This is a genomic window from Burkholderia sp. 22PA0099 (assembly GCF_047497165.1).
GTDB lineage: Bacteria > Pseudomonadota > Gammaproteobacteria > Burkholderiales > Burkholderiaceae > Burkholderia.
The window spans coordinates 56,881-78,787 of record NZ_CP163165.1; the positions used below are offsets into that span (position 1 = coordinate 56,881).

19 protein-coding genes and 1 riboswitch are annotated in these 21,907 nt (G+C 68.4%); all 19 genes read right to left on the reverse strand.

Going from position 1 to position 21,907, the window contains the following annotated elements:
• Positions 1-13: 13 nt before the first annotated feature.
• Entirely contained in the window at positions 14-844 is an 831-nt protein-coding gene (gene metF / locus AB4851_RS15515) for a methylenetetrahydrofolate reductase [NAD(P)H] (protein WP_414443617.1), read from the reverse strand.
• Positions 845-860: 16 nt separating this feature from the next.
• A complete protein-coding gene (locus AB4851_RS15520; protein WP_206126279.1) occupies positions 861-1,214 on the reverse strand; it encodes a phage holin family protein in 354 nt (117 codons plus the stop codon).
• Between the two features lie 143 nt (positions 1,215-1,357).
• On the reverse strand, positions 1,358-2,776 hold the full coding sequence (gene ahcY / locus AB4851_RS15525; protein WP_414450563.1) for an adenosylhomocysteinase: 1,419 nt from the start codon (positions 2,774-2,776) through the stop codon (positions 1,358-1,360).
• A 101-nt stretch (positions 2,777-2,877) separates the two neighbouring features.
• Positions 2,878-2,945: riboswitch (S-adenosyl-L-homocysteine riboswitch) on the reverse strand.
• A 164-nt stretch (positions 2,946-3,109) separates the two neighbouring features.
• Entirely contained in the window at positions 3,110-3,871 is a 762-nt protein-coding gene (locus AB4851_RS15530; RefSeq protein ID WP_414443615.1) for an RNA polymerase sigma factor FliA, read from the reverse strand.
• A 26-nt stretch (positions 3,872-3,897) separates the two neighbouring features.
• Positions 3,898-4,710, reverse strand: a complete 813-nt coding sequence (locus AB4851_RS15535) for a MinD/ParA family protein (protein ID WP_414450564.1) — start codon at positions 4,708-4,710, stop codon at positions 3,898-3,900.
• Positions 4,703-6,463, reverse strand: a complete 1,761-nt coding sequence (gene flhF / locus AB4851_RS15540) for a flagellar biosynthesis protein FlhF (protein ID WP_414450565.1) — start codon at positions 6,461-6,463, stop codon at positions 4,703-4,705. Before flhF ends, AB4851_RS15535 begins: the two co-directional genes overlap by 8 nt.
• Entirely contained in the window at positions 6,460-8,565 is a 2,106-nt protein-coding gene (gene flhA / locus AB4851_RS15545; RefSeq protein WP_414443612.1) for a flagellar biosynthesis protein FlhA, read from the reverse strand. The genes flhF and flhA overlap by 4 nt, the downstream gene beginning before the upstream one ends.
• On the reverse strand, positions 8,562-9,764 hold the full coding sequence (gene flhB / locus AB4851_RS15550; RefSeq protein ID WP_414443611.1) for a flagellar biosynthesis protein FlhB: 1,203 nt from the start codon (positions 9,762-9,764) through the stop codon (positions 8,562-8,564). The genes flhA and flhB overlap by 4 nt, the downstream gene beginning before the upstream one ends.
• Positions 9,765-10,279: 515 nt before the next feature.
• Positions 10,280-10,801 (reverse strand): VOC family protein, encoded by a 522-nt coding sequence (locus AB4851_RS15555; RefSeq protein WP_414450566.1) that lies wholly within the window; start codon positions 10,799-10,801, stop codon positions 10,280-10,282.
• 266 nt (positions 10,802-11,067) lie between these two features.
• Complete coding sequence (locus AB4851_RS15560) at positions 11,068-12,318, reverse strand: DUF3443 domain-containing protein (RefSeq protein WP_414450567.1); 1,251 nt, start codon at positions 12,316-12,318, stop codon at positions 11,068-11,070.
• 17 nt (positions 12,319-12,335) lie between these two features.
• Positions 12,336-12,869, reverse strand: coding sequence for a DUF2844 domain-containing protein (locus AB4851_RS15565; protein WP_414443608.1), 534 nt, complete (start codon positions 12,867-12,869; stop codon positions 12,336-12,338).
• Between the two features lie 301 nt (positions 12,870-13,170).
• The gene (gene cheZ / locus AB4851_RS15570; RefSeq protein WP_414443607.1) at positions 13,171-13,899 is read right to left on the reverse strand and encodes a protein phosphatase CheZ; all 729 of its coding nucleotides are present in this window, start codon (positions 13,897-13,899) and stop codon (positions 13,171-13,173) included.
• A gap of 1 nt (position 13,900) precedes the next feature.
• Positions 13,901-14,296, reverse strand: coding sequence for a chemotaxis response regulator CheY (gene cheY, locus AB4851_RS15575; RefSeq protein WP_414443606.1), 396 nt, complete (start codon positions 14,294-14,296; stop codon positions 13,901-13,903).
• Between the two features lie 39 nt (positions 14,297-14,335).
• A complete protein-coding gene (locus tag AB4851_RS15580) occupies positions 14,336-15,403 on the reverse strand; it encodes a protein-glutamate methylesterase/protein-glutamine glutaminase (RefSeq protein ID WP_414443605.1) in 1,068 nt (355 codons plus the stop codon).
• 5 nt (positions 15,404-15,408) lie between these two features.
• A complete protein-coding gene (cheD, locus tag AB4851_RS15585) occupies positions 15,409-16,101 on the reverse strand; it encodes a chemoreceptor glutamine deamidase CheD (RefSeq protein ID WP_414450568.1) in 693 nt (230 codons plus the stop codon).
• Positions 16,098-17,069 (reverse strand): CheR family methyltransferase, encoded by a 972-nt coding sequence (locus AB4851_RS15590; RefSeq protein ID WP_414443603.1) that lies wholly within the window; start codon positions 17,067-17,069, stop codon positions 16,098-16,100. The genes cheD and AB4851_RS15590 overlap by 4 nt, the downstream gene beginning before the upstream one ends.
• Before the next feature lie 13 nt (positions 17,070-17,082).
• A complete protein-coding gene (locus AB4851_RS15595; RefSeq protein ID WP_414450569.1) occupies positions 17,083-19,026 on the reverse strand; it encodes a methyl-accepting chemotaxis protein in 1,944 nt (647 codons plus the stop codon).
• A 33-nt stretch (positions 19,027-19,059) separates the two neighbouring features.
• Positions 19,060-19,590 carry a chemotaxis protein CheW gene (gene cheW, locus AB4851_RS15600; protein WP_414443601.1) on the reverse strand — a complete coding sequence of 177 codons (531 nt, stop codon included), beginning with the start codon at positions 19,588-19,590 and terminating at the stop codon, positions 19,060-19,062.
• Between the two features lie 33 nt (positions 19,591-19,623).
• Positions 19,624-21,900: a chemotaxis protein CheA gene (gene cheA / locus AB4851_RS15605; RefSeq protein WP_414450570.1), complete on the reverse strand. Its 2,277-nt coding sequence runs from the start codon at positions 21,898-21,900 to the stop codon at positions 19,624-19,626.
• Between the last annotated feature and the right edge of the window lie 7 nt (positions 21,901-21,907).

The following is a 21,907-nucleotide window of genomic DNA, read 5'->3' on the forward strand; positions in this document are numbered from 1 at the left end:
GGCTACGCGCCGCTCAAAACCCGAGCCGCTCGCAGATCACCCGCGTCGGCGAAGCCAGGTTCAGCGTGTAGAAATGCAGCCCCGGCACGCCGGCCTTGATCAGCCGCTCGCACATCGCGGTGATCACGTCGGCGCCGAACGCGCGGATCGACTCGCGATCGTCGTGATAGCTTTCGAGCCGGCGCGCGATCCAGCGCGGCACTTCCGCGCCGCACATCTCCGAGAAGCGCATCAGTTGGGTGTAGTTCGTGATCGGCATGATGCCGGGCACGATCGGCACGTCCACGCCGAGCCGCACGGCATCGTCGACGAAACGGAAATACGCGTCCGCGTTGAAGAAGTACTGCGTGATGGCCGAATTGGCGCCGGCCTTCACCTTGTCGGCGAAGTGCTGCAGGTCGAGCTTCGGCGAACGCGATTGCGGATGGTATTCCGGGTACGCCGCCACTTCGAGCCAGAACCAGTCGCCGTGTTCGGCGCGAATGAAGCTGACGAGCTCGGACGCATAACGCAGCTCGCCCACCTCGCCCATGCCGGACGGCAAATCGCCGCGCAGCGCGACGATGTGGCGGATGCCGTGCGAGCGGTACTGCTCGAGGATCGCGCGCAGGCTGTCCTTCGACGAACCGATGCACGACAGGTGCGGGGCGGCCTCCAGGCCGTCCTTCTGCATGTCGAGCACGGTGTCGAGCGTGCCTTGCTGCGTCGAGCCGCCGGCGCCGAACGTCACGGAGACGAACTTCGGCTTGAGCGGCAGGAGCTGCGCACGCGTGGCGCGCAGCTTGTCGACGCCTTCCGCCGTCTTGGGCGGAAAGAATTCGAGGGAAAGTTCGATCGGTTTCATGATTCGGGAAAGCGGCTCAGCCCAGGTTGCGCTGGCCGAAGATCAGGGCGGACAGGAGCCACGACACGATGCTGTACAGGATCGATCCGAAGAACGCCGACCAGAACCCCGACACCTCGAAGCCCTTCAGCAGCGACGACGCGAACCAGAAGCAGAGCGCGTTGACGACCAGGATGAAGATGCCGAGCGTGAGGATCGTGACGGGCAGCGTCAACAGGATCAGCACCGGCCGCAGGATCGTGTTGATCAGGCCGAGCACCACCGCGACGATCAGCGCCGTCCCGAAGCTCTTGATATGAATCGAGGGCACCAGGTACGTGATGATCAGCAGCGCAAGCGCGTTGATGATCCAGGTCAGGATGACGGACATGAGAGGCTCCTAGTACAAACACAAACCGGGCCGTTCGACACGGCCCGGCTGGGCCGCGCTTGCGGCCGACGCTGCGTGGCGCGCCGCTCCGCGAGGAGCACCGCGCGCCACGCCCTGACCCGGCCCGCAGGCCGGGCTGGCGATCAATAACGGTAGTGGTTCGGCTTGAACGGGCCTTCCTGCGACACGCCGATGTACGACGCCTGCTCCGGCGACAGCACCGTCAGGTTCGCACCGATGCGCTCCAGATGCAGGCGCGCGACCTTCTCGTCCAGATGCTTCGGCAGCACGTACACCTTGTTCTCGTACTGCTCGCCACGCACGAACAGTTCGATCTGCGCGAGCGTCTGGTTGGCGAACGAGTTCGACATCACGAACGACGGGTGGCCGGTCGCGCAGCCGAGGTTGACCAGGCGGCCTTCGGCCAGCAGGATCACGCGCTTGCCGTCCGGGAAGATGATGTGGTCGACCTGCGGCTTGATGTTGTCCCACTGGTACTGGCGGGTCGACGCGATGTCGATTTCGGAATCGAAGTGGCCGATGTTGCAGACGATCGCGTTGTGACGCATCGCCTTCATGTGGTCATGGCCGATCACGTGGAAGTTGCCGGTGGCCGTCACGAAGATGTCGGCCTTGTCGGCGGCGTATTCCATCGTCACGACGCGGTAGCCTTCCATCGCCGCCTGCAGCGCGCAGATCGGATCGATTTCCGTGACCCACACGGTCGCACCGAGGCCACGCAGCGATTGCGCGCAGCCCTTGCCCACGTCGCCGTAGCCGGCCACCACCGCGATCTTGCCCGCGATCATCACGTCGGTCGCGCGCTTGATGCCGTCCACCAGCGATTCGCGGCAGCCGTACAGGTTGTCGAACTTCGACTTGGTGACCGAATCGTTGACGTTGAACGCCGGGAACGGCAGGCGGCCGTCCTTTTCCATCTGGTACAGACGGTGCACGCCGGTGGTGGTTTCTTCCGTCACGCCCTTGATGTGCGCGAGGCGCGTCGAGTACCACACCGGATCGGCGTCGAGGTGCGCGGCGATCGACTTGTACAGCGCGACTTCTTCCTCGTTGGTCGGCTTGGCGATCACCGAGCGATCCTTCTCGGCCTTCGCGCCGAGGATCAGCAGCAACGTGGCGTCGCCGCCGTCGTCGAGGATCATGTTGGCGAATTCGCCGTTCGGCCATTCGAAGATGCGGTGCGAGAACTCCCAGTATTCGTCGAGCGATTCGCCCTTGAACGCGAACACCGGCACGCCGGCTTCGACGATGGCCGCGGCCGCGTGATCCTGCGTCGAGAAGATGTTGCACGAGGCCCAGCGCACGTCGGCGCCGAGCGCCTTCAGCGTCTCGATCAGCACGCCCGTCTGGATCGTCATGTGCAGCGAACCGGCGATGCGCGCGCCCTTCAGCGGCTGCGATGCCTTGTTTTCCTCGCGGATCTGCATCAGGCCGGGCATTTCGGTCTCGGCGATGTTCAGTTCCTTGCGGCCCCAGGCGGCCAGCGCCAGGTCGGCGACGAGGTAATCGTTGGAAGCTTTCGAATCGATAACGGCGTTCATCACGCCCTCCTTTCTTGATGGATCAAAGATTGGTGACGTGAGCGCCGTTCAAGGAGCGACTCGCTGGCCGGAGGGTTCGTGGGGACGGACCCGCCGGGCGGTGCGGGCCGCGCGGTGAAGATTTCCGAGCCTGGCGGGCAGGACGCCCGTCGCAACGCTCCTCGGAAACGAGCACGGATTGTAGCAAACAGTCGTGAACAATTCCCACACGCACGGCGCGGGATTCGACGGCCGAAATCCCGCGATCGATCGCGACGATGGCGGCAGGCGGGCACTCGCCTGCGGGCCTCGTGCGGCGCGCCGTGGCGCACTGCGGCACCCGATACGCGGCGCTCAGTGTTCGGCGCCGACCCAGGCCTGTTCGCGCAGGCGGGCGCGCAGACGCGCCACGGCCTGGCTGTGCAACTGGCACACGCGCGATTCGCTGACCTCCAGCACCGCGCCGATTTCGCGCAGATTCAGCCCGCGCTCGTAATACAGCGACATCAGCAATTTCTCGCGCTCGGGCAGGCGATCGATCGCCTCCACCAGCGCGGCGCGCAGGTGATCGTCGAGCAGCGCCGACAGCGGGTCCGAATGGTCCACGCGATAGCGGTCGAGGAACGGCTCGTCGTCGGCGGAGCGGTCGAAATCCTCGTAATAGATCAACTGGCTGCCGTGCAGATCCTGCAGCATCGACTGGTACTCGTCGAGCGGCATCTCCAGGTGCGTGGCGATCTCGGTTTCGTTGGCCGGGCGGCCGAGCTTCTGCTCGACGCGGTGCACGGCCTGCTCCACCTCGCGCGAGGTCTTGCGCAGGCTGCGCGGCAACCAGTCGTTGCTGCGCAGCTCGTCGAGCATCGCACCGCGAATGCGCTGCGTCGCGTAGGTTTCGAACTGCGCGCCCTGATCTTCCTTGTAGCGGCCGGCCGCGTCGAGCAGGCCGATCATGCCGGCCTGGATCAGGTCGTCGAGATCGACGCTGGCCGGCATCTTCGCGACCAGTTGCAGGCCCAGACGACGCACCAGCGGCGCATATTTCGCGAGCACCTCGGCTTGCCCCATCCCGGCCTCGGCCATCGCCGACGTGGACAGTTTTCCTTGAGCGTTGTACATCGGCTCTCTCCTGGTAGCCCTTTGGGTCAGGCGGCTTGCGCCGCACCCCGTTCGACGGCCGGCGTAGCGGCGAACGGCCGGCCGGCGACCGGCGCCGAACGCATCGGCCAGTACAGCAGGTCCGACGCGATCTGCCGGTAGTCGCGCGCGGCGGCGGCCGACGGAAACGCGTCCACCACCGTGTGCACCAGTTCGCGGGCGCGCGCGACGAGCGGATCGGCGCTGACGTAGCCGCCTTCTTCCAGCGCGACCGTCAGGTAGCGCCCCGCCACGCCGGCCAGATTCTCGTAGGCGGCGCGCGCATCGGCTTCGCTCTGCACGTGGTTGATCAGCACGCGGAACTGCGCGAGCGCGTGCGCGTAGTGCAGGCGCTTCATGCAGGCATAGGCTTCGGTGATCGCCGCGCCGGCCACCCGCGTGACGATCAGCACGTCGTGCGCGGCGCGCGCGAGCGCCGACAGCGCACCGTTCGCGTCGCGCTGGGCGTCCACCAGCACGATGTCCGCCGCGCCGTCGAGATAGGCGGCCAGGCGCTCGTCGTCGTAGCCGTCGCGCGCCAGATCGGCCGCCACGCACAGCGAGAAGCCGGCCTCGTGACGCACCGTGGTGCCGGTGCGCAACCAGGCGCCGGCCAGCGTCGCGGTGGCGGATTCCACGTCCGAGCGCTCGTCGACCACCAGCACGTCCTTGCCGAGCGCGGCCAGCGCGGCGGCCAGATTGACGACCGCCGAGGTGCAGCCGACGCCCGACGGGCCGCCGGTGACCGCAACGATCCGGGTGGCGCGGCCGGCCAGCAAGCGCCGCAATCCTTCGGCCTGATCGGTAGTGCGCTTATCCAAAGTAGACCTCGTGTTGTCCGGCGCCCGGGCGGCCGGCCAGAGCCGACAGCATGCCGGGCAGTTCGTCTTCGTGCGGCACGAACGGCGAGCCGTCGCGCGGCACGCAGAACGCGCTCTTGAGCAGGAACTTGCGGGTGGCGACGTACAGGTTCTCCGGCACCTTCTGGCCGGTCGACACGTAGTGCACCGGCAGTTGGTAGCGGATCACCGTGTCGAGCACGCTGCCGAGGTTGGTGGCCTCGTCGAGCTTGGTCAGGATGCAGCCGGCGAGATCGGTCTGACCCGCGCCGCGATAGGCCTGCACCACTTCGTTGAGCGTATCGCCGTGGCTGGTCGCCGACATCAGCAGCAGCCGCTGCACGCGCGAATCGGCGCCTTGCAGCATCGCGATCTGGTCGGACACGGTGCGGTCGCGCTGGCTCATGCCGATCGTGTCGATCAGCACGATGTGCTTGTTGCGCAGCTCCGAGAGCGCCAGTTGCAGATCGCCGCCGTCCTTCACCGCATGCACCGGCACGCCGAGAATCCGGCCGAAGATGCGCAGTTGTTCGTGGCCGCCGATCCGGTAGCTGTCGGTGGTCAGCAGCGCGACCTTGCTGGCGCCGAAGCGCATCACGCAGCGCGCGGCCAGCTTGGCGGTGGTGGTGGTCTTGCCCACGCCGGTCGGCCCCATCAGCGCGAACACGCCGCCGCGCTCCATCAGCGCATCCTCGCTGTCGAGCACCGGCAGGTTGCCGGCCAGCACCGTTTCGGCCCATTCGCAGGCGCCTTCGAAGCTGCCCGCCGACACGTCGGCCGGCAGGTTGTCGACCAGGGTGCGCACCAGTTGCGCCGAGAAGCCGGCCGAGAACAGGCGCTTGGTCAGCGCGCCATGCAGCGGGCTGCGGCGTTGGCGGTCGCCCCACACGAGGCCGGCGAACTGCTCTTCCATCATGCCGCGCATCGCCGACAGCTCGTTCATCACCGTCTCGTTGACGATCCGCTCGATGCGCGAATTGACTTCGTCGGCGATCGAGGCGGCCGGCGTCTGGGTGCCGCGCACCACGCGTTCGGCGAGCTTGGCGACGGCCGGCGAGATCGCCGGGGCAACCGCAGCGGCCGGGGCGGCCGGGCGTTGCGGCGGCTCCACGCGGGCGGCGACGTTGCGCACGATGTCGCGCGCCCATTCGGGCGTCGCGCTGTCGTCGAGCGCCGCATTCAATTCGGCGGCCGTGACCGGCTCGCCGCGTGCGGCCGGGGCCGAGATCGCATCGTGCTGGCGCGTCAGGCGGCGCGCGTGCTCGACGAGCCACGGGGCCGGCGTGGACGGCGCGACGGCCGGGGCCGGTTCGTAGGCGGGTGCAACGGCGGCCGGGGCGGCCGGGGCGGCGTCGTGCTGGTCGTCGTCGCCCAGGTCGTAGCGCGAGGCAGCCGAGGCCGGTTCCGTGGTGTCGGCGCTCGCGCCGAACATCGACGAGAACACGTCGCCCGAGGCGTACGGATTGGCCGGCATGCGCGGCGCGGCGGGCGCGGCGGCAGCGTTGGCGGCCGGCGCCGGGCGGGCGGCGGGCGGCAGCGCGCGGGCCTGCGCGGGCGCGGCGGCCGGCGATTTCGGTGCCAGCGCGGCCAGCTCGGCGTCCGCGAGCGCGACGATTTCGACCGAACCGTCGTCGAGCGTGCGGTTCGACAGCACGACGGCATCGCCGCCAAGCGCTTCACGCACCAGACGCAGTGCGTCGCGGCTCGTTGCGCCAGTAAATTTGCGGATGTTCAAGCGTTACCCCCGATGACGTTCGTGACTTTGATCGTGCGTGTTTCCGGCACTTCGGCATAGGACAGCACTTTCAGTTGCGGCAGGCTGCGGCGCAGGAAACGCGCGAGCATCGCGCGCAGCGCGTGCTGCACCAGCAGCACGGGCGGCAGCCCCATGTTCTGCTGCCGCAGCATCGCTTCTTGCGTGCCGATCAGCAGCGTGTGCGCGAGACCCGGTTCGAGACCGGGGTTCGCGCCCGTGGCGAGCGCTTGCGACAGCACCCGCTCCAAATTCGCATCGATACCCATCACCTGCATTTCGCCGGTGCCCGGATACCACTGTTGCGTGATCGCGCGTCCCAGCGCGAGCCGCACCACGGCGGTCAGTTCGTACGGGTCGGTGATGCGTCCCGACTGCTCCGACACGGCTTCGATGATGGTGCGCATGTCGCGGATCGGCACGCCTTCTTCCAGCAGGTTCTGCAGCACGCGTTGCAGCGTGGTCAGCGAAACCGTCTTCGGCACCAGATCCTCGATCAGCGACGGCGCGTCGCGGCCGGTGCGCTCCAGCAGCGCCTGCACTTCCTGGCGGCCGAGCAGCTCGGCGGCGTGCTGCACCACCAGATGGTTCAGGTGGGTGGCGATCACGGTGCTGGCGTCCACCACGGTGTAGCCGTACACCTGCGCCTGTTCGCGCTGCGACACGTCGATCCACACCGCCGGCAGGCCGAACGCCGGGTCGCGCGTCTGCGCGCCGGGCAGCGCGGCCGTGACCTGGCCCGGGTTGATCGCCAGCCACTGGCCCGGAAACGCTTCGCCGGTGCCCACCTCGACGCCCTTCAGCGCGATGCGATAGCCGTTCGGGCGCAGCTCCAGGTTGTCGCGGATATGAATCACCGGCGGCAGGAAACCGATTTCCTGCGCGAACTTCTTGCGGATGCTCTTGATGCGCTTGAGCAGTTCGCCATCGCCGCTGTTGTCGACCAGCGAGATCAGCCGGTAGCCCACTTCGAGGCCCAGCGGATCGATCAGCGTGACGTCTTCCCAGGTGGCTTCGTGGCTGTCGGCCGGCAGCGCGGCGGGCGGCGCGATCTCGGTCACGTCGCCGGAGGCGCGCTTGGCGGCCTCGCGGCGGCTCATCGAGCGCGCCAGCCAGATCAGCCCGCCGCCCAGCAGCAGGAAGGCGAAGTGCGGCATGTTCGGGATCAGGCCCATCACCGCGATGATCACGCCGGTAATGAGCAGCACGCGCGGGTTGGCGAACAACTGGCCGGTGATCTGGGTGCCGATGTCCTCGTCGGTCGCCACGCGCGAGACGATCACGCCGGCCGCGGTCGAGATCACCAGCGACGGGATCTGCGCGACCAGGCCGTCGCCGATCGTCAGCAGCGTGTAGTTCTTGCCCGCGGCGGCAAAGCTCATGTCGTGCTGCACGATGCCGACGATCAGGCCGCCCAGCACGTTGATCACCATGATGATCAGGCCCGCGATCGCGTCGCCGCGCACGAACTTCGAGGCGCCGTCCATCGAGCCGTAGAACTCGGCTTCCTGCGCCACCGCGACCCGGCGCTTGCGGGCCTGGTCCTCGTTGATCAGGCCGGCGTTCAGGTCGGCGTCGATCGCCATCTGCTTGCCGGGCATCGCGTCGAGCGTGAAGCGCGCCGACACTTCGGCGATCCGCCCCGCGCCCTTCGTGATCACCGTGAAGTTGATGATCATCAGGATCACGAACACCACGATGCCGACCGCGAAGTTGCCGCCCACCAGGAAGTGACCGAACGCCTCGATCACCTGGCCGGCCGCGTCGGGGCCGGTGTGACCTTCGAGCAGCACCACGCGCGTGGAAGCGACGTTCAGCGACAGGCGCAGCAGCGTCGAGAACAGCAGCACGCTCGGGAACGCCGCGAAATCGAGCGGCTTCATGGTGTACATGCTGACCAGCAGCACCATCACCGCCAGCGCGATGTTGAACGTGAACAGCAGATCCAGCAGGAACGGCGGCAGCGGCAGGATCATCATGCCGAGGATCATGACGATCAGCACCGGGCCGGCCAGCGCGCGCAGGTTCGCCACGTCGAGGCGGCCGGCGCGCTTGGCGCCCGGAAGCGAGGTCGGCGTGCTCATGCGGCGCCTCCGGTGCGGCCGCCGAGCGCTTCGTCGGCTTCCTCGGCTTCGTCTTCGTCGGCAATCTCGCTGCCCTTGTCGAGTTCGGCCGGCACGTCGAGGCCGGTCGGCTCGGCCGGGAACGCGCCGCCTTCGCTGCGGAAACGCTTGAGCTGGTAGACCCACGCCAGCACTTCGGCCACGGCGCCGTACAGCGGGCCGGGGATCTCGCGTTCGAGATCGACGTTGTGATACAGCGCACGCGCGAGCGGCGGCGCTTCGAGAATCGGCACGCGATGTTCCTCGGCAAGTTCGCGAATGCGGGCGGCGACCAGGTTCACGCCCTTGGCGACCACCTTCGGCGCGCGCATTTCGCCGTCGGCGTAGCGCAGCGCAACCGCGAAGTGGGTCGGGTTGGTAACGACCACATCGGCCTTCGGCACGTTGGACATCATGCGGCGGCGCGCCATCGCGCGCTGCTGCTGGCGGATGCGGCCCTTCACGTGCGGATCGCCTTCGTTTTCGCGGTGCTCGCGCTTCACTTCTTCCTTCGTCATGCGCAGCTTCTTGTTGTGCTGCCACATCTGGTACGGCACATCGAGGGCCGCCACCACCAGCGTGCCGGCGACCGTCATGCCGCAGCACACGGCGATCAGGTGCATCGCATCGGCCAGCGCTTCGTGCAGCGGCAGCGTGGCGAGCGCGAGCAGGTCGTCGCGGCTGCGCCAGATCGCGACGCCGCCGATGCCGCCCACCACCAGCGTCTTGACCAGCGCCATGCCGAGCTGGATCACGCCTTTCGGCGAGAACACGCGGCCCAGGCCGGTAATCGGGTTCAGGCGGTCGAACTTGACGCCGATCGCCTTGGACGAGAGCAGCCAGCCGCCCAGCGCCAGCGGCGCGGCGAGCGCGGCCAGGCCGGTCAGCGCGAGCACCGGGGCCACCGCGCTCAGGCCTTCCATGCCGGCGCGGCCGGCGCCGGTCAGCATGGCATTGGTATCGAACGCGCTGGCGTGGTCGAAGCGCAGCGCGCCTTCGAGCATGGTGCGCAGATGCAGGCCGATCGGGCCGGACAGCAGCCAGGCGCCGTAGAAGCCGGCCGCGAGCAACGCGAACGACGACAGCTCGCGCGAGCGCGCGACCTGCCCCTCCTCCCGCGCCTTTTCACGGCGCCGGGGGGTGGCTTCTTCGGTTTTCTCGAGATCGCTGTCCTCTGCCACTGCAGCCTCCGGGGGAAACAGCGGGATGCCGTTTCCAGTGCATCGATTATTGATGGACGTGTCGAGCGGCGATCGGTCGAGGAAAGCAGGGAAACCGGGGTATTTCCGGCGATGGAGTCGGGTGGGCGGTAAAAACGACAGGGCGGCGGGCAGGTGCGCCGGGGGATCGCGGGTAGCTTGAGGCCGGGATGGGCGGCTCGGCGGGAGCACGGCCAGACATGACCGGGGCGGCGGGACGACGGCCCAACTCGGCACGGACGACGGCGACAAAACGGAAACAGCCGGCGAACGAGGCAACGGCGGGCGGTAGCGGTAGCGGTAGCGGTAGCGGTAGCGGCATCGGCATCGGCATCGGCATCGGCAACGGCATCGGCATCGGCATCGGCATCGGCATCGGCATCGGCATCAACGATAACGCCAGCCGGCCCGAGCGCGGCTTGGCGAGCCGGCATGGAGGCGGCGGCGATCGGAACGCGGCCGATCCGATCGCCCCGCGCCGTCCGTGCCGGCCTGCCTCAACCCACCGCCGCGCGCTCCAACCCTGCCAGATCGAGCTTCTTCATCGCCATCAACGCGGCCATCACACGGCCGGACTGCGCCGCGTCGGCGTCGCCGAGCAGCGCCGGCAACTGCACCGGGACGATCTGCCACGACACGCCGAAACGGTCCTTGAGCCAGCCGCATTGTTGCGCCGCCGCATCGCCACCGTCGGCCAGCGCGGCCCAGTAGCGGTCGATCTCGGCCTGGTTCTCGCAATTGACGACGAACGACACGGCCGGCGTGATCCGGAACACCGGCCCGCCGTTGATCGCCGAGAACGCCTGGCCGGCCAGCTCGAAACCGACCGTCATGACCGTGCCCTCGGGCTGGCCGGCGGCGCGCGCGCCCTCCTTGCCGTAGCGGGCCACGCGCGTGATGCGCGAATCGTCGAACACCGACACGTAGAAATGCGCCGCCGCCTCGGCGTCGTGCTCGAACCACAGGAACGGCGTGATGCGCTGGATCGACGGCCGCGCCGTCGCAGGGGTCAAGGTCATGGCCTGTCTCCGGATCGTCTCGCCGAGGCCGGCCGGTGCGCGTCGGCGCGGATGCCGGCGGTTTCCGGCAGGATTCGGCGAGCTTCGTTGAAGCCGCGCGCGCGTCGGGCACGCCCGGCCGGTTTTCGATGATAGGCCGCCGGCGCCGTCACCCGCAAAAAACGAAAAAGGGCGCGACCGTCGCGACCGCCCCTGCCGGAGCGGTGCGCGAGGTCGCGCCCTTCGAACCTTTGTGCAAAGCCGGCGGTTCGGCCGGCTCAGGCGGCTTACAGCGCCACGTAAGGTGTCTGCGTACCGCCGATCAAACGCTGGTCGATGCCGAAGTAGATGCTGCGGCCGTAGAAGTGCGGCAGGCCCAGATCGAGCGTGCTGCTCTGGCCGAACGGCCCGCCCAGATTCGCCAGCGCGAAACCGCCCGAGTTGAACAGGTTCTGCGCGTTGACCACCGAGAACGGCACCGCGAGGCTGGTTGCGCCGCCCGAGGCGGTCAGCGTGGCCGTCAGGCTGACCGTGGTCGACGGGCAGTAGAACGAGGGGTTCTGGCTGCAGGTCGGCAGCGTCGCGCTGTCGCTGGTGTCGAAGAAGTACGCGTTCGAGCCGCTGTCGATGAACGCCGACGAGATGGCGCGGCCCTGGAACGTGCCGGTCAGGTTGCCGGCCGTGGTGGTCGCGAGCTTGGTGACGCCGCTCGGCAAGCTGCCCACGCCGAGCGTCAGCGTGCCGGTGGCCGTGCCGTTGCTCGGTGCGTTGAGCTGGACGATCACGCCGTCGTTGTTGCTCGGAAAGCGCGACACCGGGTTCGCCACCTGGTTGGCCAGCGCGACCGTGGTGCGCGTGCAGGTGCCGTTCGACGGGCACGAGTAATAGTTGCTGTTCGCCGTCGAGCTCACGCAGCCCGAGCCGCAATCGAGCGGCGCCGGCCCGACGCCGAGGATGCCGTTCGCGCCGAGCGCGCTGACCGTGTTGGCCGAGGTGCCGCCGTTCGAGCAGGAGGTCGGCACGTTCGAGGTGCCGAGGTCGCCGATGATCTGCAGCGGCACCGAGCTGGCGGTGAGGCCGGCCAGCTTGATGTCGGCGCTGCGCACCGTGCCCCAGGTGTAGCTGGACACGAACTGGCCGCATTCGGTCAGCGCGCCGCCGTTCGAGGCGGTGGCCGTCGGCAGGCTGCCGAGCACGCTGGCGGCGGCCGAGCTGACGAGCCGCAGGCCGTACGAGGCGGTGTCGAGCAGCACGTTGCCGATCACCTGGCAGGTCGAGGAGCCCGGCGCGCAGACGGTGACCGACACGGTCGGCATGTTCACCACGTTGGCCACGCCCGCGTTGACGACGATCGGCACCGTATTGCCGGTGCCCACCGCGCTGCCGTTGCCCGCTTGGCCGTTGGCGCTGCTGCCCGAGGAACCGGCGTTGCTGCTGCTGTCATTGTCGCCACCGCCGCCGCAGGCGACGAGCGCGACCGTCAACGCAACCAGGCCCAGTGCGGCGAGTGCGCGGAAAGGATTCGATGGAATTCGCAAGGTCGGACTCCCGATGGTCACTGGATGTCGGCGCCGGACATGCCGGCGGGCAGAGCCTGGGGCAACCAGGCCGAGCCGGTGAAGGCGCCCATGTGGCCGCCCGAACGCACCACGAGCGAACCGGAATCGATCGCGACCGGCGCACGCAGGCCGTGGGCCGCGTGCGAGGCTTCGACGCCGCTGGTGTAGCTGGAGAAATAATCGCCGAAGATCGTGGCGAAATCGGGCTTGGTCGGACCTTGCCAAGCGACCCCGAATACGGCGCCGTTGGTGCCCACGTATTCGCGGATCACGGTGCCGGAACCGAGCGTGGTTTCGCGCACCGTGTAGGCGGCGGATTGCGTCGTGCCGGTGCCCGCGACGGTGCTCGCCGCCAGCTTCGAGCTGGCTGCCGCCGACGGCGACAATGTGCGCACCACGGCCCCGGTATCGTCGGCCGGCGGCGCCGACGGCGCCCCGCCCAGCGCGGCGAACGCGCCGGTGGCGGTTCCCGCCGCCAGCGCGGCAGCGGCCCATTTCGCGGCCAGGCCGCGCATGCGTTTCGAATTCACCCTGTCACCCCTCGTTGGCAGGCACCGCAGCGCGCAGGACGCGCGCCGCCGACGCCGCAAGTGCTCTCAGCGCAAACCGCCGGGCTGTCTGGCGGCGGCCCGGTCGCTGTCGCTCGACAGTATGCCTGTGAGAGATGGCAAAAACCAACCGGGATCGCCCGGGCGTAAGCAGAAGTAACAATTCGCCGCACGCGGTGCCGGCCGGCCCGGCGTCAACGTGCGCGCGCCCGCCGCCGGCTTACCGGGGGCGGGCGCGCGGGCATCCCGAAACAGCGGCGAAGGCGGGCCGAACCCGCGTCGCTCAGAAGCCCAGGCTGGCCAGCAGGTCGTCGACCTGAGCCTGATCCTGAACCACGTCGGTGCGGCCTTCGGGTGAGATTTGCGGGCCGTTCATCAACGATTCGGGCGAGGCCTCGTCGGCCATCACCGCGGCCAGCGCGGCGGCGTTCGCGGCGAACTGCTCGCGCCGTTCGGGCGCGATGTTGTCCACCAGCACCGCGAGCAATTGCTGCTCGATCAGATAGACCATATCCATGATCTTCTTGATCACCTGGCCGGTCAGATCCTGGAAATCCTGCGCGAGCATGATTTCGAGCAATTGCGTGCGCGTGGCGGAGGTCGCCTCGGGCAGCGTGCCGAGGAACGCGCGCGTGTCGTCCATCAACTCGCGCACTTCGGTCCGCTCGATCGGCGCGCGATACCAGGTCTCCCAGCGGGCGTCGAGCGCCTCGGCCTCGGATTGCAGCCGCTCCTGCACCGGCTTGGCGATCTCGATCGCGGTCAGCACGCGCTCGGCGGCCTGCTCGGTCATGTTGGCGACGTAACGCAGCCGATCACGCGCATCGGGCACGGCTTGCGCGGCCTGCTCGACATGCTTGTCGAGGCCCAGTTCGCGCATCGAATCGCGCAGCGTGCGCGTCAGTTGGCCGATCCGCGCCAGGATCCGGTCGCTCGTGAAATCCGCGCCGTCCGCCGAATCGTCGTCGGGGAAATCGGCGCCGGCCTTCGCTGCATGAATCGGCTCGTCCATCTCAGCTCCCGGCCTTCGCCATTTTTTCGAGAATCTTGTTCAGCTTCTCGTCGAGCGTGGCGGCCGTGAACGGCTTCACGACATAACCGCTCGCGCCGGCCTGGGCCGCCGCGATGATGTTTTCCTTCTTCGACTCGGCCGTCACCATCAGCACCGGCAGATGCGTGAGCGCGGCGTCGGCGCGGATCGCCTTCAGCATCGCCAGGCCGTCGAGATTCGGCATGTTCCAGTCGGAAATCACGAAATCGAAGCCGCCGCTCTTCAGGCGCGCCAGCCCGGCCGCGCCGTCTTCGGCTTCATCGACGTTCGAATAGCCGAGTTCCTTGAGCAGGTTGCGAACGATCCGACGCATCGTCGGAAAATCGTCCACCACCAGAATCTTCATGTTCTTGTCCATCACAGTTCCTCTGCAAAATTCCGTATTCTCGCCGCAACGTCAGACACGTTGCGTACGCTCACCCATTGCGGACAGCACGCGGCGGCTCATTTCCGAGAGCGGCACCACCTCGTCGGCCCCACCCAGCGCGATCGCCTCGCGCGGCATGCCGAACACCACGCAGCTCGCCTCGTCCTGCGCGAAGGTGCGCGCGCCCGCGCGTTTCATTTCCAGCAGACCGGCCGCGCCATCGCGGCCCATGCCGGTCAGGATCACGCCGATCGCATTCTTGCCGGCGTGCGTCGCCGCCGAGCGGAACAGCACGTCGACCGACGGACGATGCCGGTTGACCGGCGGCTCGTCCGACAGGTGTGCAATATAGTTCGCCCCACTACGTGCGAGCAACAAGTGTGCGTGGCCCGGCGCGATATACGCGTGGCCCGGCAGCACCCGCTCGCCATGCTCGGCTTCCTTGACGGCGATCCGGCACAGCGTGTTCAGGCGCTGCGCGAACGACTTCGTGAAGCCGGGCGGCATGTGTTGCGCGATCAGCACCGCCGGCGCATCGGGCGGCAGCGGCACCAGCAGCTCGCGAATCGCCTCGGTGCCGCCGGTGGACGCGCCGACGATCAGCAGCTTTTCCGTACTGACCAGCGGGTTGTTCATCAACGGCGCGTTCGCCTGCCCCGCCGCAGCCGCCGGTCGGGCCGGCGCCGCCTGGCGCACACGGGCGCGCGCCGCGGCGCGGATCTTGTCCGCCAGCTTCTCCGCGTAATCGAGCATGCCGTCGCGAATCCCGACGCGCGGCTTGGTGACGAAATCCACCGCGCCCAGTTCGAGTGCACGCAGCGTGATTTCGGAGCCGCGTTCGGTCAGCGACGATACCATCACCACCGGCATCGGACGAAGCCGCATCAGGCGCTCGAGGAAATCGAGGCCGTCCATGCGCGGCATTTCGACGTCGAGCGTCAGCACGTCGGGGTTGTGTTGCTTGATCAGATCGCGCGCGACGAGCGGATCCGGCGCCGTGGCACAGACCGACATGTCGGGCTGGCTGTTGATGATTTCGGTCATCAGGCTGCGGATCAGCGCCGAATCGTCGACGCACAATACCTTGATTTTCTGCACGGTGCTCAGGCCTCCTGCTTTTTTGTTCCGCTCGGGGCGGTCGAGCCGAACAGCTCGATGCGCGGCTTCGGCGATGCCGGCGCGGCGAACAGCTCGACGTGGGCGCGTGCCCGCTGCGCGCGGGCGGCGCGGGCGTCGGCGGCGGAGCGCGCGAGCGCGGCTTCGCGCTCCGCGACGCCCGGCACCGCCAGCCGCAATTTCTTGACCATCGCCTGCCCGGTGCGCGGCATGAACGCGACCTTGCGTGGATGCACGCCCTGCAAATCCTCGGCGACGATGCGGATCTTCTCGAGCGCCAGGTAGCGACGCACGAAATCGGCGTTGCGATCGCCGATATTGATGGTGGTCATGCCGGCCAGCACGGCCGCGCCGCCGAACACCTTCGCCTCGAAGCGCTCGCGCCTGCCGCCCGCCTTGATCAGTTCGTTGATCAGCACTTCCATCGCGTAGGCGCCGTAGCGCATCGAATCGGACGCCGTCGCGCGTGCGTCGGCGCCGTCGTCGGGCAGCATGAAATGGTTCATCCCGCCCAACCCCATGAACGGATCGTGCAGGCAGGCGGCCACGCACGAGCCGAGCACGGTCACCAGCACCATGTCGTCGCGCGTCGTGAAGAACTCGTTCGGCAACAGCTTCACGCCGGGCTTGCCGAAATGCGTGTCCTGATAGTGATTGGTGGCGATCGGCAGGCCGCTCATGCGTCCTCCCCGGCCAGGCTCGGCACGCCGGCCCCGGCCGACGCGCCGGCCGCCTTGGGCCGCGCGCGCGGCGCGGCGCCCGGCGACGCATCGCGGGTGCGCTCGTACACAGTCTGGCCGCGCAGCCGGAACGCCTGCGTCACGTACGAGAAGTTCTCCGAATGGCCGGCGAACAGCAGGCCGCCCGGCTTCAGCAGCGGCTCGAAGCGGGTCAGCACCTGCCCCTGCGTCGGCTTGTCGAAGTAGATCATCACGTTGCGGCAGAAGATCGCGTCGAACGTCTGGCCGATGCCGTAATCGGCGTCGGTCAGGTTCAGCGGCTCGAAGCGGATCATCTGCTTCAGCTCGGGCCGCACCTTCACGCGCCCCGCCTGCGGGCCGGTGCCCTTCAGGAAGAAGCGCCGCAGCCGTTCCTGCGACAGGTGCTTGACCTGGTCGAACGTGTAGATGCCCGCGCGCGCCTTTTCGAGCACCTGGGTATCCAGATCGGTTGCCAGGATCGTGGCCGAGCGCGAGGCCGACGGGCCGAGCGCTTCGAGCAGCGTGATCGCCAGCGAATACGGCTCCTCGCCGGTCGAGGCGGCCGAGCACCAGACAGTGACGGGCGACTGCCGCGTCTTGGCGAACTCGGCCAGGATCGGGAAGTGATGCGCCTCGCGGAAGAACGCGGTCAGGTTGGTGGTCAGCGAATTGGTGAACGCTTCCCACTCGGCCGGATCGTTGTTGCGTTCGAGCTGGTCGAGGTAATCGCGAAAACTGTCGAGGCCGAGCGCGCGCAAGCGGCGCGCCAGGCGGCTGTAGGCCATGTCGCGCTTGTGCTCGGACAGCGAAATGCCGGCCCGGCGATGGATCAGCGCGCGAATCCGCGCGAAATCCTCGCTGGTGAAGGCGAAATCGCGGCCGGCCTCCGACACGCGCGGCGGCAGCGCGGCAGGCAGATCGAGACGGGACGCAGGGCGGGCGTTCATGGCTGGGCCGGGATCAGAAGGTTTCCCAATCGTCGTCGGAACCGGCTGCCACGGCGGCCGGCTTCGACTCGCCCGACAACGCCGGGCGCTTCAGCGCGCCGCCGTTCTCGGTTGCGGCCGCTTTCGCGACGCGCGGTGCATAACCCGCCTTGGCGGCGGCCGGCGCGGCCGAGGCGCTGCCGGCGCGCGGCGTGGCCACGGCGGCAGCCGGACGGCGCGGCGGCTTGGCAGCCGACGACGCCGGTGCCGATGCCGCGCTGGCGTGTTCCTTGGCCGGTTCGGCCGCAGGCGACGGCAACGCGGCCGGCTTGGCGGCCGGCTTGGCCGCCGGCTTCGGCGCGGGCAGCGCCGCCGCTTGCGGACGGCGCGCCGGTTCGGCCACGGCCAGCGTCAGTGCCGCGACGCCGCCCTCCACGCGCCAGCCCGACACGACCGCCTTCAACTGGCGGGTCTGATCTTCAAGCGAAGCGGCAGCCGCGGCGGCCTGCTCGACCAGCGCGGCATTCTGCTGCGTGACGGCGTCCATCTGGCCGACCGCGCGGTTGATCTGCTCGATGCCGGTCGATTGCTCGTGCGACGCGGCGCTGATCTCGCCGATGATGTCGGTCACGCGGCGCACCGCCTGCACGATCTCGGCCATCGTCGCGCCCGCGCGCTCGACCAGCTCCGAGCCGTTGCGCACGTTGTCGGCCGAATCGCCGATCAACTGCTTGATTTCGCGCGCGGCCGTGGCGCTGCGCTGCGCGAGCGAGCGCACTTCGCCGGCCACCACCGCGAAGCCGCGGCCCTGCTCGCCGGCCCGCGCCGCTTCCACCGCCGCGTTCAGCGCCAGGATGTTGGTCTGGAACGCGATGCCTTCGATGGTGCCGATGATGTCGACCACCTTGTTCGAGCTGACCGAGATCGCCTGCATGGTGGACACCACCTCGCTGACCACCTCGCCGCCGCGCGTCGCGATGTCCGACGCGTTGACGGCCAACTGGCTCGCCTGGCGCGCGTTCTCGGCGTTCTGGCGCACGGTGCCCGTCAGTTGCTCCATGCTCGAGGCGGTTTCCTGCAACGACGCGGCCTGCTGCTCGGTGCGCTGCGACAGATCGACGTTGCCGCTGGCGATCTCGTGCGCGCCGACATCGATCGACTCGGTGCCGCGATGCACGGATTTCACCATCGACGTCATCGCTTCCTGCATGTGGCCGATGCCGCCGAACAGACGCCCGATCTCGTTGCTGCCCTGACGCTGCACGCGCTCGGACAGATCGCCCGCGGCGATCTTCTCGAACTTGCCGATGGCTTCTTCGAGCGGGCCGACGATCAGGCCGCGCAGCATGAAGCGCACCAGCACGATCAGCAGCACCGACAGGCCGATGCCCACCGCGATGCAGGTCAGCATCAGCGAGATCTGCGCTTCGGTGCGATCGTGATGCGCGGCGACGCGCTTGTCGAGCGCGGCCACCACGGCCGTGGCCGCGTTGTCGTAGGCCACGAACATCGGGCTGATCTGCGTATCCGCGATCGCGTGGTAGGCGGCCATGTCGCCGCCCTTGACCGCGGCGATCTCGGCGTCGAGCGCCGTCTTGAGCGTATCGCGGCGCGCCGACACTTCATCGAGCTGCGCGCTGTCGACGCCGGTTTTCGGCAGCGCCTGGAACGACTGCCAGCTCTGCACGGCCAGATCGTAGAGCTGCTGGGTGCGGGCGATGGCGCTTTGCGCGTCTTCGGTCTTGCCCGATTCGGTCAGCGAGCGTACCCGGTCGAGCGAGACGCGCGTGCGCAGCAGATACGACGAGCCGTTGGTCAGCGCCCGGATGGCGGGGATATCGCCACCGACGATTTCGTCGAGCGCGCTGCCCGTCTGGTTCAGCGCCACGAGGCCCAGGCCGCCGACCACGGCGGTAAGCAATACGAACGACAATCCGATCGCGGTTAGCGTCGTGCGGATCGACCAGTTGTGCAACATCGTGACTCTCCCCGTGAGAAGTCGGGTTGGCGATTACACGCCGAATTGGTCGATGAGGGCCATTTCGCGGCTGGTCATCAACTTTTCGATATCCATCAGGATCAGCATCCGGCCGTCCACGCTGCCGAGGCCCGTCAGGTACTCGGTGGTCAGCGTCGCGCCGAATTCCGGCGCCGGCATGATCTGGTCGGAGGTCAGCGTCAGCACGTCGGACACGCCGTCCACCACCATCCCGACCACGCGATGCGCGACGTTCAGGATGATCACCACCGTCTGATGGTCGTAGTCGATGCGGCCGAGATGGAACTTGATGCGCATGTCGACGATCGGCACGATGATGCCGCGCAGGTTGATCACGCCCTTGATGAACTCGGGCGCGTTCGCGATGCGCGTGACGCTGTCGTAGCCGCGAATTTCCTGAACCTTCAGGATGTCGATGCCGTATTCCTCGTCGCCGAGCGTGAATACCAGGAATTCCTGGCCGGCTGCGTCGGCATGCGCGGCGTCGCGCCGGTTGGCGCCCGCGAGCGCGGCCGCCTGTTGGATCGATTGGACTTCGGACACGTTGTCCTCCAGTGCGGGCAAGCCGCGTAGCGGTTAGAAAGTCGCGAGCGCCCCCGCGCCATGCGCGGCGCGGGCATCGCGGTTGAGGGCGGCCACGTCCACGATCAGGGCGACGCTGCCGTCGCCGAGGATCGTTGCGGCCGAAATGCCATGAACCTTGCGGTAATTCGTTTCGAGGTTCTTCACGACCACCTGCTGCTGGCCCACCAGTTCGTCGATCAGCATCGCGAAGCGGCGGCCCTCGGTTTCCATGATCGTGACGATGCCCTGGGTCGGATCGGTACGCGCATCCTCCACCGAGAACACCTCGTGCAGCGCGACCAGCGGCAGGTATTCGCCGCGCACGCGCACCACGCGTTCGCCGTTGCCGACCGTGTAGATGTCGGCGGCGGCCGGTTGCAGCGACTCCATCACGAAGTTCAGCGGCAGGATGAAGATCTCGTTGCCGACCTTCACCGACATGCCGTCGAGGATCGCCAGCGTCAGCGGCAGCACGATCCGGGTGGTGGTGCCGCGGCCCGCGAACGACTGAATCTCGACGTGGCCGCCCATCGACTGGATGTTGCGCTTGACCACGTCCATGCCGACGCCGCGGCCCGACACGTCGGTGATCGTCTCGGCGGTCGAGAAGCCCGGCGCGAAGATCAGGTTCCAGACTTCGTCGTCGCTGATGTTGTCCGCCACCGGAATGCCCTGCTGGGCCGCCTTGGCGAGAATCCGTTCGCGGTTCAGGCCGGCGCCGTCGTCGCTGACCTCGATCACGATGTTGCCGCCGTGATGCGCGGCCGACAGCACCAGTTGGCCGACCGCATCCTTGCCCGACGCCCGGCGCTTCTCGACCGTTTCGATGCCGTGGTCGAGGCTGTTGCGCACCAGGTGGGTCAGCGGATCGATGATCCGTTCGATCAGGCTCTTGTCGAGTTCGGTGGCCTGACCGAACGTGACCAGTTCCACTTCCTTGCCGAGCTTGGTGGCCAGGTCGCGCACCAGGCGCGGGAAGCGGCTGAACACGTAATCCATCGGCATCATGCGGATCGACATCACCGCTTCCTGCAGGTCGCGCGCGTTGCGTTCGAGCTGCGCCATGCCGTTGTAGAGGCGGTCGTGCAGGGCCGGATCGAACGCGCTGGTGGTTTCGGCCAGCATCGCCTGCGTGATCACGAGCTCGCCGACCAGGTTGATCAGCTGGTCGACCTTTTCGACGCCGACGCGAATCGAGCTGCCTTCGGCGTTCGCCGGCGCATGCGAGCGGGCGCGGCGGTCCTCGCCGTGCGCGGCCTTGGCGTCGCCGTCGGCCGGGGCGGCGGCCGGTGCGGCTGCGGCCGGCGCGGGGGCGACCGGCGCCGGCGCAGCGGCAACGGGTGCAGTGGCCGGAGCCGGTGCGGGCGCGGCGGCCGGCGCGGCAGCCACCGGTGCGGCGGGCGCGGGCGCCGGAGCCGCTTCGAGCGTGGCCGGCGCACTCGCGGCGCCGTCGCCCGGCGCGGTGCCGTGGCCGATCGAGATCTGGCTGTCGTCGATCACGAAGCACAGCACGGCGACGATGTCGTCGGACGGCACGTCGCTGTCCAGCCAGAGCGTGACGTCCTCGCCCGCTTCGCTGCGGCCGACGATGCGGCCCAGGTTGCCGAGTTCCTCGACCAGCAGGTCGCGATCCTTGGCGCCGACGCCGCGCAGCGTGATGCGCAGATGCGGGCCGCTCTCGCCGGCGGCGGCCGGGGCGCTGCCCGGATGGGCCGCTTCCACCGCCTGCGCGATGACGTGATCGGGCGCGCCGTTGCCGGCCGTCGCGCTGAATTCGGCGGCGGCCGCCGCGAACGCGAGTTCGAGATCGGCTTCGGATTCGTCTTCCTCGGCAGCCGGTGCGGCGGCGGCCGGTGCCGCCTTGGGAGCCGCAGCAGCCGGAGCCGCAGCTTGACCGAGCGCTTCCCGCTGCAGCGTTTCGAGCTTGGCGCAGATCGCCGCGGCGGCCGCCGCATCGGGCTCGGCGCTCGCGCGATAGTCGGCCAGCTGATCCGACAGCACGTCCTTGGTTTCGAGGAACGCGTCGATCATCGGCATCGTCAGCGTGATCTCGTGATTACGCGCGCGGTCGAGCAGCGATTCGAGGATGTGGGTGGTGTCGGTCAGCGCCGCGAAACCGAAGGTGGCCGCGCCCCCCTTGATCGAATGCGCGGCGCGGAAGATCGCGGCCAGATCCTCGGGGTCCGGCGAGCCTGCGTCGAGACCGAGCAGCAACTGCTCCATCTGCGCGAGCAGCTCGTCGGCCTCGTCGAAAAACGTCTGATAGAACTGGGTGATATCGAGAGTCATGCCGGAT

Excerpts from the sequence above, each read along its gene's own strand:
- ahcY (WP_414450563.1), bottom strand. The coding sequence starts at position 2,776 with ATGAACGCCGTTATCGATTCGAAAGCTTCCAACGATTACCTCGTCGCC.
- AB4851_RS15595 (WP_414450569.1), bottom strand. The coding sequence starts at position 19,026 with ATGTTGCACAACTGGTCGATCCGCACGACGCTAACCGCGATCGGATTG.
- AB4851_RS15555 (WP_414450566.1), bottom strand. The coding sequence starts at position 10,801 with ATGACCTTGACCCCTGCGACGGCGCGGCCGTCGATCCAGCGCATCACG.
- AB4851_RS15590 (WP_414443603.1), bottom strand. The coding sequence starts at position 17,069 with ATGAACGCCCGCCCTGCGTCCCGTCTCGATCTGCCTGCCGCGCTGCCG.
- AB4851_RS15520 (WP_206126279.1), bottom strand. The coding sequence starts at position 1,214 with ATGTCCGTCATCCTGACCTGGATCATCAACGCGCTTGCGCTGCTGATC.
- cheA (WP_414450570.1), bottom strand. The coding sequence starts at position 21,900 with ATGACTCTCGATATCACCCAGTTCTATCAGACGTTTTTCGACGAGGCC.
- cheZ (WP_414443607.1), bottom strand. The coding sequence starts at position 13,899 with ATGGACGAGCCGATTCATGCAGCGAAGGCCGGCGCCGATTTCCCCGAC.
- metF (WP_414443617.1), bottom strand. The coding sequence starts at position 844 with ATGAAACCGATCGAACTTTCCCTCGAATTCTTTCCGCCCAAGACGGCG.
- flhA (WP_414443612.1), bottom strand. The coding sequence starts at position 8,565 with ATGAGCACGCCGACCTCGCTTCCGGGCGCCAAGCGCGCCGGCCGCCTC.
- AB4851_RS15530 (WP_414443615.1), bottom strand. The coding sequence starts at position 3,871 with ATGTACAACGCTCAAGGAAAACTGTCCACGTCGGCGATGGCCGAGGCC.
- cheD (WP_414450568.1), bottom strand. The coding sequence starts at position 16,101 with ATGAGCGGCCTGCCGATCGCCACCAATCACTATCAGGACACGCATTTC.
- cheY (WP_414443606.1), bottom strand. The coding sequence starts at position 14,296 with ATGGACAAGAACATGAAGATTCTGGTGGTGGACGATTTTCCGACGATG.